Below are 13,721 nucleotides of genomic sequence, written 5' to 3'. Positions count from 1 at the left end.
TTACGAACCGAAAGTGAAGTAATCTCAACGATGGCGCAGGTACTTGATCCTATAATTTATCTTCTATAATTTGTTTTCCCAATTAATAACTAACTTCTGTCATTCAGAGCGCAACGAAGTGTAGCGTGGAATCTCCACAGATGGCATAAATATTTAATACTGCAATTTATCAATCATAGAAAAATCTGCGAAATCAGCCAGATCTGCGAGAGAACAAATCAGTTAATGCCATTAAATACTCACAAAATTTACATCATCTTCATCTTATCATAAAACTTCGAATGATTGGGAGCAATATTAAACTGAATCCCAAACGTAATTCCTTTAAAATACTTTTCTTTATGGATTGGAAAAGCATATCCTGTATTCAGAAAGAAGAGGTTAAATAATGAAATTCCAATTCTTGGTTCTATTGCATATTGATTGATAGAAACACCATATAACTGACCATTATTGGTATAATAAGCATTCGCTTCCGGTATAAATTTATTAGTTTCGTTAATGCGTGTATAAAGCATTGAGGGGCCAAGAATGACCGATTTATAATTAGAATCTCCAAGTCTGAATTCCAATCCTGCCTGTAAAACATTTCTTCCGGTATAGCGATATGCCAGATTCACAGCAGTTCTATCCAATATCTGAGCATTAGCAGTTATAAGAGAAAGGAGAAATACAGCTACAAAATATTTTTTCATGTTTCGGTTATTTTACATTCAAATGTACTGGTTTTAAAGACTATTTAAAATATAAAACAATTCTTAAATATATTCACTAGGTTATAGTCTTCAAATTTCCGTACCTTTGTCAGCTAATTTTATCATCAATGCAACTCGGAAAAACCCAGACTTTACAAATTTCAGAAAAACTCAATTCAGGATGGATCTTAATAGATGAAGAATCCGGTGAAAAAGCTTTTCTTCCTAAAATATTCATTCGTGAGGAACAGGAAATAGGAGAGTACATTGAGGTATTTGTATACCAGGATGATGATAAATTGAAGGCAACTACAGAGATTCCCTTGGCAGAAGTAGGTGAATTTGCAGTAATGAGTTGTGTACAGAGTCTTCCGAGCGGAGCATTTATGGACTGGGGAATCATTAAAGATTTATTTGTTCCGTACAAGCAGCAGAAAACCAAAATTGTTGAAGGCAAAAGGTATCTTGTTTATCTTTATGTAGATGAAGATATGGAATTGATTACCGGAACTACAAAATTCAAGAGAAACCCACAATACCAAGATCTTCCATTCCAAAAAGGAGATAAAGTAGATCTTATTATGATGAATGAAAGTGAGTTGGGTTGGAATGTGGTTATCAATAAACAATACATTGGTTTAATATATACTTCTGATGTTTTCAAAAAACTGTATCCACTATCGGAAGAAAAAGGATATATCAAAGCAATCCGTGAAGATGGGAAAATTGATGTTTCTTTACAGCCGGAAGGATTTGAAAACATTGATGAGTTCAAACAAAAGATCTTAGACAAACTGGAAGAAAATTATGGCCTTCTGTATGTTTCAGACAAATCTACACCTGAAGAAATCAAAGATGAGCTTCAGATGAGTAAAAAGAATTTCAAGAAAGCAATCGGAGGTTTGTATAAAGATAAGATCATCGATATTTCAGACGATAAAATCAAATTATTATAACAAAAAAGAGCAGAATTTTCTGCTCTTTTTTTGTTATATCTATTTCCAAATCCTTTTGAAATAAGATTTCTATAGTATTCTTCACTATAATATTCAATCTTAAAAATCCAAACTTTATTTCCAAAACATGATGCAAATCATAACAATTTTGTTTAATTTTTTTGTTTAACAATTTTGTCAAAAATAAAATTCCGTTTAAATTTGCACAAATTTGTTTAACAAAAATGTCAAATCAAGCAAAAAAAGACCAAACACAGGAATTGATCAAGGAGACAGCGAAGAAATTATTCTTTGTGAAAGGAAAATTTGATGCTACTACGCAGGAGATTGCCGATGAAGCAGGAGTGAATAGAACCCTTATAAATTATTATTTCCGATCAAGAGACAAACTTATTCAGATCATTTTTGATGAAGCTCAGAAAGTGGAGCAGGAAAAATCAAAAATTATTCAGAATTCAGAACTTCCATTCAAAGAGAAGATCAGCAAGTTTATAGAAAGCAGTCTTTCTACGAGCCTTCAATACCCATATCTGGAAACCTATATCGTTTCACAGATCAATAAAGGAACCTGCCATCAGCGAGAAATAGAAGAAGATATTCTTGAAACCATGTATAGGGATATTGAAAAAGAAATGGAATTGGGAAATATTGAAAAAATGGCTCCCGTTCAGTTTATTCTGAATATGGTTTCGTTATTGGTTTTTCCAAGTGCAATAAGACCTTTGTTTATGGAAAATCTGATGATTAATGACGAAGAATATGATAAGATTATTTCAGAAAGAAAAGAAATTATTATCAATATGTTATTTAAAAATTAAAAAAATCTAAAGTATTTCTTAAAATGATTCGTCAGTTAGAAATAAAACAACAAGGAACAAGGATTAAAAATTAAAAAATAAACGAAGTATAAAATTATGAAAAGAAAACGTATAACTGCTCAAAAGCTAAAGATTGGGATAGCTGCAGCATTTATGATTTTCGGTTTTTCATCGGTGTCCGCCCAGCAGCAGGTTTCTCTGCAGGAAGCAATAAAACAGGCACTCCAGAATAAGGCTGAAGCTAAGAAAGCAGCCTTACAGGTTAAAAAAGCCGAATATAAGATTGATGAGGCCAGAGCAGGAGCTTTACCTCAAATCAGTGCAACAATCAGCAACACGTACAATCCTATCTTGCAAAAAACGGTTCTTCCGGGAGAGATTGTAGGTAAACCTGGAGAACTCATTCCTGTTGCTTTCGGAACCAAGTGGCAATCTGTAAATGTTGTTTCACTTAATCAAAACATTTTTGATCAAAGAGTTTTTATTGGTCTTAAAGCGGCAAAATCAACTCGTGAATTTTACCTTTTAAATTCAGAATTAACCAATGAGCAGATCATTGAAAATGTTGCAACAGCTTATTATCAGGTATTTGTTCAGGAGGAAAATCTGAAAACAATACAGGAAAGCTATGCGAATACAGAACGAGTAAGAAATGTAATCAAGAGTTTGGTGGATAACGGCTTGGCTAAACCTATCGATCTTGACAGAACAAATGTTCAACTTACCAATATTGGTTCTAATAAGCAGCAATTGATTAATGCAGTAGAAGTTTCAAAAAATTCATTGAAGTTTTATATGGGAGTTCCTATTGAGAACCCTATCGAACTTGAGGATAAAGAAATTATACCTAATCCTGAGCTATTGGCAACCAATGTAAATCTGGAAACCCGTTCAGAGTTAAAAGTCTTAAATAAACAAAAAGAACTTTTACAATACAACAAAAAAGCAACGATAGCCAACTTATATCCTACAGTGGGACTTACGGCTAACTATGGATGGCAAGGGTTGGGAAATAAATTTCCTTACACTACAGGATCAAGCCAGGGAACAAACTGGGGAGATTATGCTTCAATTGGTTTAGCGATTAAGATTCCGATCTTTATGGGAGGTGCTACCAGAGCTCAGATCCAGCAGTCGGAAATTGATATCCAGGATCTGGATCAGGATATTCAGAATAAAAAGCTGAACTTGAGTTTAGATTATAAAAATGCTATTTCTAATATGGAAAATGCCATTATCAATATTCAGAGCATGAAAGATAATGTAGACCTTGCAGAAAAAGTACAGAAAAATACCCAGTCTAACTACCAGTATGGTTTAGCAACACTTACTGAAGTATTAGATACCGAGAATTCACTTACACAGGCCAAACAGAATTATGCTAATGCACTGCTGGACTATAAGCAGTCTGAAATCAAGGTAATTAAAGCAAAAGGAGAGCTAAACACATTACAAAACTTATAATAAACTAAAATGAAAAAAACTTTAATATATATCATCGTAGCAGCTGTTCTCGTAGGGTTGGCAGCGTACAAGATTGCTGGTAACAAAGAAAAACAGACTCAGGAAGTAAAGGAAGTTGCTAAGCAGGTAGATAAAATCAACGTAAACATCGTAACAGTTGCGAGAGAAAATATCGACACAGATTACTCCGCAAACGGAACATTTCTTCCTAAACAGGAAATGAACCAGTCTTCTGAGATTTCAGGACGTATTGTGAGCGTTTTAGTAAAAGAAGGTTCAAGAGTAGGAGCAGGCCAGGTGTTGGCAACTATTAAAAGAGATGCTATCGAAGTGGATGTTACCCAGGCTCAGAATAATTTGCAGAATGCTATCATCGACAACCAACGTTATGAAAATGCATACAAAACAGGCGGAGTTACAAAGCAACAGCTTGATAACTCAAGACTGCAATTGAAAAATATGCAGGCAGCAGTAAAAGCTCAGGGAGTTAAAGTAAACGATACAAGCATCCGTGCAGGAATCAGTGGTACTGTTAACAAAAAAATGGTTGAACCGGGAACTGTAGTGTCTCCAGGAACAGCAATGTTTGAGATTGTTAATATCAATAGCTTAAAGCTTTCTGTTTTAGTAGACGAAAGTCAGGTTGGAAAAATCCAGTTAGGTCAGGAAGTTCCAATTAATGTTAACGTATTACCTGAAGATTCTTTCGTAGGTAGAATTACATTTATCGCTCCTAAAAGTGATGCTTCTTTGAATTTCCCTGTTGAGATTGAAGTTCAGAACAGAGGAAACCTAAAAGCAGGGATGTATGCTACAGCAGTGTTTAAAACAAACCATGGCGCAGAAACTCAGAATATGCTGACTGTTCCTGCGGAAGCGTTTGTAAACGGAGTTAGCTCAGGACAATTATTTGTAGTTGAAAATGGTGTTGCTAAATTGATTAAAGTAACTGTTGGTAAAATTTACGGAGACAAGGTACAGGTATTAAGCGGATTGAACGGTGGTGAGCAAGTAGTAACCAGCGGACAGATCAACCTGGACAACGGATCTAAAGTAAACATTATAAAGTAATCGGTTTATGAAGTTAGCAGAAATATCGATTAAAAGACCCTCGTTGGTAATTGTATTATTTACAATTCTGACGTTGGGAGGTATCCTGAGTTATACACTCATGGGATACGAATTGATTCCGAAATTTGAAACCAATATGGTAACGATTTCCACGGTGTATCCGGGAGCTTCACCAGCAGAGGTGGAGACCTCCGTCACCCGGAAGATTGAAGATGCCGTAGGTTCCTTGGAAAACGTAAAAAAAGTAGAATCTTCTTCATACGAAAGTTTATCCGTTATCATGGTTCAGCTGAACAATGGTGCAGATGTTGACTTTGCCTTGAACGATGCACAGCGTAAGGTAAATGCTATTTTGGCTGATTTCCCTAAAGACGTAAAAGCACCGTCACTGAATAAATTCTCTTTGGATGATTTACCTATTATCACGATGAGTATTTCATCAGATAAGTTAAACAGTAAGGATCTTTATGACTTACTAGATAAAAAGATTGAGCCGATTTTCTCCCGTGTTAATGGGGTAGCGCAGGTTGATCTAGTGGGTGGACAGGAAAGAGAAATTCAGGTGAACCTTGATGAGAAAAAATTGCAGGGATATGGCCTTTCAATAGGAGATGTACAACAGGCGATTCTTTCATCAAACCTTGATTTCCCTACAGGAAGTTTGAAAACAAGAACAACAAAATCTACGATCAGACTATCCGGAAAATATAAGTCTACTGAGGAAATGAATAAGCTTGTGGTTTCCAACAAAAACGGAGCACAAGTACGTTTATCTGATGTTGCAACCGTTTTTGACTCTCAGAAAGATGTTGAGAAAGTGGCAAGATTCAATCAGTTTCCTACAATCTTAATGCAGGTGAAAAAGCAGTCTGATGCGAATGCAGTGGCTGTATCTGAAAGTGTTCAGAAAACAATTAAAACAGTAGAAGAAGCTTATAAAGTTCAGGGAATCAAAGTAAAAGTAGTAAATGATACGACAGACTTTACCCTGGAATCCGCTAACCACGTTATTTTCGACTTATTCTTAGCGATTATCCTTGTGGCTATTGTAATGCTATTGTTCCTTCACAGTATCAGAAACGCATTCATCGTAATGGTATCTATTCCGGCTTCATTGGTGGCAGCGTTCATCGGAATGAACCTAATGGGATATACTTTGAACTTGATGAGTTTACTAGGGCTTTCCCTTGTGGTAGGTATCCTGGTGGATGACGCGATTGTGGTGCTGGAAAACATTTACCGTCACATGGAGATGGGTAAAAGTAAAATCAGAGCAGCGTATGACGGAGCATCAGAAATTGGATTTACCGTTGCAGCAATTACCTTGGTAATTGTGGTGGTATTCTTACCGATTGCAATGAGTTCAGGGCTTGTAGCAAACATCCTGGCACAGTTCTGCGTCACGGTGGTTATTGCGACCTTATTATCTTTGTTAGCATCATTTACCATTATTCCTTGGCTATCATCAAGATTTGGTAAGCTGGAGCATTTGACGGGTAAAAACTGGTTCGAGAAATTTATCCTTTGGTTTGAAGGATTAATTGACAAGTTTACACACTGGATTACAGATATTCTTGAGTGGTGTCTGAAAACAACATTAAGAAGAATTGCTACGGTAGTGATTACCTTCATTATCTTATTATCTTCATTCTCATTGGTAGCATTTGGTTTCATTGGAGGTGAATTCTTCCCACCAATTGACCGTGGTCAGTTCTTAGTACAAATGGAGCTTTCAAAAGATGCAACGATTGAAAAGACAAACCAGTTAACTCTGGATGTAGAGAAGTTTTTAAGAAACGATAAAGATGTTGTAGACTTAATTACAACGGTAGGACAGCAGTCAACAGGTTTTGGTGGTGCTCAGGCAACAACTTACCAATCTGAGGTTCAGGTAAACTTAACCGATAAGTCTGAGCGTTCTGAAAGTACCAACATCAAAGCTGCGAAAGTAAAAAGAGCATTAGAAGAGAAATTTACAGGTGTAGAATTCAAAACAGCTCCGATTGGTATCATGGGTGCGGAAAACGCTCCGATTGAAATGGTGGTAACAGCACCAGATAATGAAACCGCAGTAAAAGAAGCAACAAGAATCCTTGAGTTATTGAAAAAAGTTCCGGGAGCAGTAGATGCAGAATTATCTACAGACTCTGGTAATCCTGAAGTACAGGTAACTCTTGACAGAGATAAAATGGCTTCTCTAGGTTTAAATCTTTCAAGTGTAGGACAGACGATGCAAACTGCATTTAACGGAAATACAGACGGAAAGTTTAAAGCAGGAGAATATGAATATGACATCAACATCCGTTTTGGAGACTTCAACAGACAGTCTATTGATGATGTTAAAAACCTGATCTTTACAAACCCTCAGGGGCAGCAGGTTCGTTTGAGTCAGTTTGCTGATGTAAAAATGGGCTCAGGGCCAAGTTTGCTTGAGCGTAGAGATAAATCTCCTTCTGTAAAAGTAAGAGCTAAAGCAGTAGGTAGACCGGTAGGAGACGTAGCTAACGAATGGGCAGCTAAGTTTATGAATGGTAAAAAACCTATTGGGGTAGACTACATCTGGAGTGGTGATATGGAAAACCAGCAGGAAGGTTTCGGTACGTTAGGAATTGCGTTATTAGCAGCTATCGTATTGGTATATCTTGTAATGGTATCATTGTATGACAGTTTTGTATATCCTTTCGTAGTATTGTTCTCTATTCCATTAGCGATGATCGGGGTAATGGTAATCCTTGCCTTAACCGCTAACTCATTGAACATCTTCACCATGTTAGGGATGATCATGTTGATTGGTCTTGTTGCGAAGAATGCGATTATGATCGTTGACTTTACCAATGCTAGAAAAGCAGCGGGAGCAACCACTCACGATGCATTGATCCAGGCTAACCACGCCCGTCTTCGTCCGATCCTGATGACAACAATCGCGATGATCTTCGGTATGCTACCGATTGCATTAGCAACAGGTGCCGGAGCTGAGATGAACAAAGGTCTTGCATGGGTAGTAATTGGTGGTTTAACATCATCACTATTCCTGACTTTGATCATTGTACCGGTAGTATACTCTTTATTTGACTCTATTCTAAGAAGAATGGGTAAAGATAATAAAGTAGACTACGAAGCTGAAATGAAGGCTGATTATGAACACAGAGAATTAAATGAAGACGGATTTACGCCTAAGCATTTAGACAAATAAAATATCATATACCTTTAATTAATCGAAAGCGCCTCAGGTTTTTCTGAGGCGCTTTTTTGTTTAGATTGTAAAGATAATAGATGGGTTGTAAGTTTTGGCTAAAGCCGTATGGATTTTTTGAACTTGTAATATGGGCTAAAGCCCATGTCTATTGATGTTATGACGGTAAATTATAAAAATATCCTATCAATAGGAGCGGGCTTTAGCCCGCTTAATGTTATAGAATGAATATTGGCTTTAGCCAAAACATAGTATTTTACCCGGTTTTTAATAAAAAAGCTTCCGGTATCCACCGAAAGCCTTTATATATTGCAATTGAAAAAAATTAGTCTGCCATAGCCTCTCCAGCTTTTCTGAAGACAAAATTTCCGTAGATGTGTCTTCTTGCAAAACGGCTCGGAGAATCAGCATTCACCATTTTGATGTAGGTGTTTCTTGGAACCCCCATATATTCATAGGTTTTACCATTCAAATGCAGAACCGTTAAAATCGATTTTTCAAGATAAAAATCCTGAATATTAGATTGGGTAATCGTTTCTGTATATTCCTCTTTGTATTTTTCCTGAGTTTCAGGATTAATGCTTACCAGAAAATGATAGGCTTCAATCACAGACTTACTTTTTGCTTCTGCTTCCAGTCTACCTGCTTCGTCATTGATAAATTTATCAGGGTGTGTATCTTTCATCACATTTCTGTAAATTGTTTTTAACTCTTTTAAAGTTACATTTTTATCAACTCCAAGAAGTGTTCTATGTTCGCCTATTCGTTTCATATTTTGAATTCTTATTTTCGGGGTGCAAAATTAAGGAAATTAATTGAAAAAAATGTAACTTATTCATTATTAATTTAATTGAGGTGTTAAATCTTTATTCTCCATGAAAATATTCATAAGCATACCCTTCCAAATCACCACATTCTGAAATTAATTGCTCATTTTCATCATATATTTTAAAACTTTCCTGTGAGTCTCCAATACTTGCAGATCCATCCAATCCAAGTAGAATCGTGTAAAAAGTATCCGTTAAAAGATCGGAAATAATACTTTTGAGTTGGTCAGTCTGAAGTTTATCCAGGTTTAATTCTTCAATTTTCTTTGAGACAAGAGTTCTGTATTCTGATTGGTGGTCAAAAGCTGAATGGAAAATATTCTATTTTTCGAGATAAAAATTTTTTTACAAATTCTTCAGTGGTCATAAGGTGGAGATTATTTTTAAATAATATAATTTCGTTAGTCTGCCATTAAAAAACAGTACCCAAAATGAGTACTGCTATTATAATGTTTTTAAGAACGATTCGTTATTAAGGCTCGTCACAATTTCTTTTCAGCTTGGTAAAGATCTTGTCAAAATCCCTGTACATATTGCCTTCATCTTGATCGCGTTTCTGTCTGAAGCTGCTGTTGGCACAATTGTGAAAACTAAGTCCGATCATATCAATTAATGCATAATCTTCACTTTGAGGATCATTAAATTTAGTATTGAAACGGTTCATCACCCCTTGTGGATCTGCATTGTTTTTACTTTTAAGCTCTGTATAAGCTTTCCAGGAGGCAAACATTTTTTCTCGGTCAGGAGAAGATATGGCATCTATAGGTTCTCTGCAGGTTTCGTAAAATTTACTGTTTTTAAGGGTAGAAGGATCAGAAAAAGCCAAGATTTCTTCTTTGTTCAGTTCATACTCGTTTTCAAAAGTTTGTATGGCATTTTCGTACAGCTTTTTCCAAACAGGAAGATTGATGACTTTAAGGTTATAAAGTTCTTCTTTCTTCTCCAGATATTGCTTTTCAAGATTTTCAAGATGTGCTTCTTTATTCTTACGGATATCTTCAAGGCTGGAAAGTTTGAAAATAGGATTCGTATCAAAATGAACCCCATTATACTTGTATAAAAGTTTATTAACTCCGTCTATTTCCTCTTTTTCATATTTGGAAGCATCAAAATATCCTTTGTTGTCACAATTGAATGTCTGATAGCTGTACGGTGTCAGATTAGTGGTTTTTACAGGGTTTTTTTGTCCCCAAACAATAACAGATAAAGTCAGGGAGAGCCCGACCATCATTTTTTCCATGCGCATAGTTGTAGAAAGAATCCGAATTTTCTAAAATTTCCCTACAAAATTAAGGCTTTAAATTTGAAAACTAAAGAATTTAACCAATTTTATACAGTTATTTTTATTATTTAATGAGAATTTTGATTTTTTGCTTTAAACAGGCCGTTTTCTGAAATTTTAAGGCTCATCACAATCTCTTTTCAGCTTGACGAAAACCTTCTCGAAAGTTTTAAATAGAGTGTTATCCTCATCTGCCTTTGCTCTGAAGCTATGGTTGGCGCAATTGTTAAAAGCATTCATAAGGTCAATCATAGCATAGTCATCTTTTCGGGGATCATTCCATTTAGAATTAAAAACATCCAATGTTCCGGAATAAGGTTCTTCTCCTTTTTTAGGCTCAAATAAGCTTTTCCATGCCAGATACATTTTTTCTTTATCCTTGGTGGTCATGGCATCAGCATATTCTTTACAGATAGGGTAAAACTTACTTTTTGAGAGAGATTGCGGATCAGCATAGCCCATAAGAAGACTTTTATAAAGCTGATATTCGTTGTCCAAAAGTTGTATAGCTTCTTCCCGTTCTTTTTGCCATATCGGAAGATTGATGAGTGTAAGCTCCTCAAGTTCCTTTTTTCGTACCAGATATTCTTTCTCAGCCTGTTGTAAAAGCTGAGTGCTATTGCTGCGTACCAGATCGAATTTGTTAGGGTTAAAAACAATGAGAGAAGAAAAGGGAGACGGGGTTAGAGGAGATATGAGTTTATAGGTACCATCTATTTCTTCTTTGTTATATTTGGAAGGATCAAAATATCCTTTAACGTCACATCCAAAAGTCTGATAGCTGTAAAGAACCAGTGGGCTCTTCTTAGCAGGTGCTTTTTGAGCGATTATCATCACTGATAGAGCCAAAGAAAGTCCTGTAAATACTTTTTTCATGTTTTTGAGGTTGAAAAATTTATACTTTTTGAATTTCGGACTAAAATTAATACTTAAAGTATCAAGTCCTGCTATAAATCAGAATTATTTACTCACTGGTTTCAGGTATTTATAGTGGGTGTCGTTTGTTTTTCTTTTTGTTTTTTATATTTTGCACGCCCTATATTATAAATCCGGATTTTGCTGAAGCGAAATGGAAATATAATGATTGAATTATAGACAAAATATTAATAATGTACGACAATTTAGAACAACTGTTTTATAGCGGAGACCTGGAACAGTGTATTATAGAAGGAGAGCAATACTTATTATCTCACCCTGATGACGAAGAGGTCTTATTTTTAATGGCAGTGGTTTATCATGATATTGTGTATTATGAAGGACATGAGGCGGTTTATGATGCCATCAGAGACTTTGTTATTCCTTACTTGCGCAGAATCCTGCAAATTAATCCCAATCATCAGAAAGCACTCTATAACATTCTGGATTATCCTTTAGGAAATGAATATACCCTAATGCAGATTGCCAGAACTAAAAAGCATATCACTCAGGAAAATAAAGCAGAGTTTATAGGCTATGCAGAACGTATGCTGGAGGATCCGGAATATGTTGGATATGGCTATGATTTCTTAGTTAAAATATATGAATCTCTGGAAGAAAATAAAGCCCTTTTGAATAGTCTTGAAGCGGCAATGTATTATTCTAAAAAAGCAGATGCTGATAATCGTGAGATCAGAGACAAAAATACCTCGCTTTACTGGATTAAAAAGATCTATTTACTAGACCGTACAAAAATGGTTTCAGGAGAAGAGCTTACAGCACTTATTGACAAGGAACATGCTGCTTTTGTAAGCAGAAACGAATATGATTTTATCAACCTTGCTGATATTGCCTATGAAAATAACGTTCCGGATCTTTCATTAAAAATGATGTTAAAAGCCATCAAAGGTGAAAATTCAGCATTACATATTCACGAAAAACTGGTAGAATGGCATCAACGTTTTGCAGAACTCATTAGAAAAGGATACCACAATCCTGATGTTTTCTATTATCAACTGATTATTGAAAGAAATTATAACGATTTACTGAATATTCCCGTAGACTTTTACTACCATCATGCTCTTGAAGTTATCAATTCCCATCCGGAACTGTTCTCAGGATATCATTTTGCAGGTACATTCCTATACGAAAACGAACGTTATGCTGAAGCGATTCCTTTATTGGAAAAAGCCGTACAACTATCATCCAATGCTACAGCCTGGAGAAGAAAAGCAGACTCAGAATATTTTTTAAATGGAATAATACCATCTGAACTTCCTGTATTTTCTGATGATCCGACAGATATTTACAACGAAGGGGTTTTGGTGAATGAGTGTATAGATGCATTGGAAGATGAAAATGATAAACTGAAATGGCATGAAGTGGGTCGTATGGTATATGAACAGGCACATGAAGCATTTCGAAAATATTTTGAAGAAGGTAAGTTTGAAAGTGATTATTACAATGATCTGCATACCAGAGCGATGTGCTGCAATAATTTGGCCATTAAATATTCGTTGCTGGGAGATTATCAGGCCGCAGTGGAGACCGCTTCTGAAGGACTCGGATATTCAGAATTTATGGAACTTCACCTGACCCTGATTGATGCTTTGATGAATGGAGGAAATTATGAAAGAGCAGAAAAAGCACTGAATATCTACTTCGGTCTTTATGGAGAATGCGATGAATATTTCTATAAAAGCCTTTACAACAGGGCACTTCAGGTTCAGCTTCATGAATTGCTGGGAGCTGATGATGTTTATAAAGAAGCGGAAGAAGTTCTTACCTATGCCTATCAACGTACCATGGAAAATCCTGAAATTGATGAGTATGATTACAGGGATCTGGAAGCTGCAAAAAATAAATTGGAAGGTATGTTATTTCATCATCTGGACAGCCAGGATATTCATATCAGGAAAGCTCATTATGAAGGGATGGCAGAACGTTTTCCACAGGAAGCTAACCCTCAGTACGCTTTGATGCAGATTTATAATGAGGAAGAGAACTATGGAAAAGTAGCCTTAGCAGCGAAAAGATATCTTGAAAATAAAAAAGAATTCCTGTTGGATGCTTTCGATAAAGCAAAAACCATTTACATGATCGTTAAGAGCAATTTTCTTCAGGGAAATTATCAGGAAGCGGCAGCTGTTTTCACTCAATATGATGCCGAATGTGAGATAGCAATGGATCCGGAAGAATATGTTCTTTGGCTAAGCTATGGAATCAGGACTTATGAAAAGCTGAACAATAAAAATGAAACTTTAGGACTTGCGGAACGATTCACTACTATTTACAATGCAGAAGAATGGGGTTATGATGATCTGGTGGAAAGTGTTGAACTGGCAAAAGCAGTGGTATTGTATCAGGCTGGAAATTTAAAAGAAGCCCATGCGATATTGGATCAGGTACGTTCTGTTGCAGACTATGATCCTATTGCTGATGAATATAAAGCTTCGTGGAAAAAACCGGGGCTGTTCTCTAAATTCGGATTTTAATCATT

The 13,721-nt window shown here is 35.9% G+C and carries 11 protein-coding genes; 6 read left to right on the top strand and 5 right to left on the bottom strand.

Going from position 1 to position 13,721, the window contains the following annotated elements:
* Positions 1 to 248: 248 nt before the first annotated feature.
* Positions 249 to 695, bottom strand: a complete 447-nt coding sequence (locus tag GTR01_RS08125; protein ID WP_160137344.1) for a hypothetical protein — start codon at positions 693 to 695, stop codon at positions 249 to 251.
* Between the two features lie 128 nt (positions 696 to 823).
* Between GTR01_RS08125 and GTR01_RS08120 the strand changes: the two genes are divergently transcribed.
* From GTR01_RS08120 to GTR01_RS08100, 5 genes are all read left to right on the top strand, one after another.
* Positions 824 to 1,651, top strand: a complete 828-nt coding sequence (locus GTR01_RS08120) for a S1 RNA-binding domain-containing protein (RefSeq protein ID WP_160137343.1) — start codon at positions 824 to 826, stop codon at positions 1,649 to 1,651.
* Positions 1,652 to 1,875: 224 nt separating this feature from the next.
* Positions 1,876 to 2,469: a TetR/AcrR family transcriptional regulator gene (locus tag GTR01_RS08115; protein ID WP_160137342.1), complete on the top strand. Its 594-nt coding sequence runs from the start codon at positions 1,876 to 1,878 to the stop codon at positions 2,467 to 2,469.
* A gap of 96 nt (positions 2,470 to 2,565) precedes the next feature.
* Complete coding sequence (locus GTR01_RS08110; RefSeq protein WP_160137341.1) at positions 2,566 to 3,933, top strand: TolC family protein; 1,368 nt, start codon at positions 2,566 to 2,568, stop codon at positions 3,931 to 3,933.
* A 9-nt stretch (positions 3,934 to 3,942) separates the two neighbouring features.
* Positions 3,943 to 5,004 carry an efflux RND transporter periplasmic adaptor subunit gene (locus tag GTR01_RS08105; protein WP_160137340.1) on the top strand — a complete coding sequence of 354 codons (1,062 nt, stop codon included), beginning with the start codon at positions 3,943 to 3,945 and terminating at the stop codon, positions 5,002 to 5,004.
* Between the two features lie 7 nt (positions 5,005 to 5,011).
* A complete protein-coding gene (locus GTR01_RS08100; RefSeq protein WP_160137339.1) occupies positions 5,012 to 8,197 on the top strand; it encodes an efflux RND transporter permease subunit in 3,186 nt (1,061 codons plus the stop codon).
* A gap of 325 nt (positions 8,198 to 8,522) precedes the next feature.
* On the opposite strand, the gene GTR01_RS08095 is transcribed toward GTR01_RS08100, so the two are convergent.
* The 4 genes from GTR01_RS08095 to GTR01_RS08080 form a co-directional block, all read right to left on the bottom strand.
* Positions 8,523 to 8,969, bottom strand: coding sequence for a KTSC domain-containing protein (locus GTR01_RS08095; RefSeq protein ID WP_160137338.1), 447 nt, complete (start codon positions 8,967 to 8,969; stop codon positions 8,523 to 8,525).
* A 94-nt stretch (positions 8,970 to 9,063) separates the two neighbouring features.
* Positions 9,064 to 9,189 carry a hypothetical protein gene (locus tag GTR01_RS24835; RefSeq protein ID WP_317167589.1) on the bottom strand — a complete coding sequence of 42 codons (126 nt, stop codon included), beginning with the start codon at positions 9,187 to 9,189 and terminating at the stop codon, positions 9,064 to 9,066.
* A 307-nt stretch (positions 9,190 to 9,496) separates the two neighbouring features.
* Complete coding sequence (locus GTR01_RS08085) at positions 9,497 to 10,264, bottom strand: hypothetical protein (RefSeq protein ID WP_160137337.1); 768 nt, start codon at positions 10,262 to 10,264, stop codon at positions 9,497 to 9,499.
* 159 nt (positions 10,265 to 10,423) lie between these two features.
* Positions 10,424 to 11,182 carry a hypothetical protein gene (locus GTR01_RS08080; RefSeq protein WP_160137336.1) on the bottom strand — a complete coding sequence of 253 codons (759 nt, stop codon included), beginning with the start codon at positions 11,180 to 11,182 and terminating at the stop codon, positions 10,424 to 10,426.
* Between the two features lie 233 nt (positions 11,183 to 11,415).
* Between GTR01_RS08080 and GTR01_RS08075 the strand changes: the two genes are divergently transcribed.
* Positions 11,416 to 13,716, top strand: coding sequence for a tetratricopeptide repeat protein (locus tag GTR01_RS08075; protein WP_160137335.1), 2,301 nt, complete (start codon positions 11,416 to 11,418; stop codon positions 13,714 to 13,716).
* The last annotated feature ends 5 nt before the right edge of the window (positions 13,717 to 13,721 follow it).

The sequence above is a fragment of the Chryseobacterium sp. c4a genome (assembly GCF_009900745.1).
Taxonomy (GTDB): domain Bacteria; phylum Bacteroidota; class Bacteroidia; order Flavobacteriales; family Weeksellaceae; genus Chryseobacterium.
Note: the sequence above shows the minus strand (reverse complement) of the source record. Positions and strands in the feature narration are given on the sequence as shown.

Excerpts from the sequence above, each read along its gene's own strand:
- GTR01_RS08075 (WP_160137335.1), top strand. The coding sequence starts at position 11,416 with ATGTACGACAATTTAGAACAACTGTTTTATAGCGGAGACCTGGAACAG.
- GTR01_RS08115 (WP_160137342.1), top strand. The coding sequence starts at position 1,876 with ATGTCAAATCAAGCAAAAAAAGACCAAACACAGGAATTGATCAAGGAG.
- GTR01_RS08110 (WP_160137341.1), top strand. The coding sequence starts at position 2,566 with ATGAAAAGAAAACGTATAACTGCTCAAAAGCTAAAGATTGGGATAGCT.
- GTR01_RS08080 (WP_160137336.1), bottom strand. The coding sequence starts at position 11,182 with ATGAAAAAAGTATTTACAGGACTTTCTTTGGCTCTATCAGTGATGATA.
- GTR01_RS08095 (WP_160137338.1), bottom strand. The coding sequence starts at position 8,969 with ATGAAACGAATAGGCGAACATAGAACACTTCTTGGAGTTGATAAAAAT.
- GTR01_RS08085 (WP_160137337.1), bottom strand. The coding sequence starts at position 10,264 with ATGGAAAAAATGATGGTCGGGCTCTCCCTGACTTTATCTGTTATTGTT.
- GTR01_RS08120 (WP_160137343.1), top strand. The coding sequence starts at position 824 with ATGCAACTCGGAAAAACCCAGACTTTACAAATTTCAGAAAAACTCAAT.
- GTR01_RS08125 (WP_160137344.1), bottom strand. The coding sequence starts at position 695 with ATGAAAAAATATTTTGTAGCTGTATTTCTCCTTTCTCTTATAACTGCT.
- GTR01_RS08100 (WP_160137339.1), top strand. The coding sequence starts at position 5,012 with ATGAAGTTAGCAGAAATATCGATTAAAAGACCCTCGTTGGTAATTGTA.
- GTR01_RS08105 (WP_160137340.1), top strand. The coding sequence starts at position 3,943 with ATGAAAAAAACTTTAATATATATCATCGTAGCAGCTGTTCTCGTAGGG.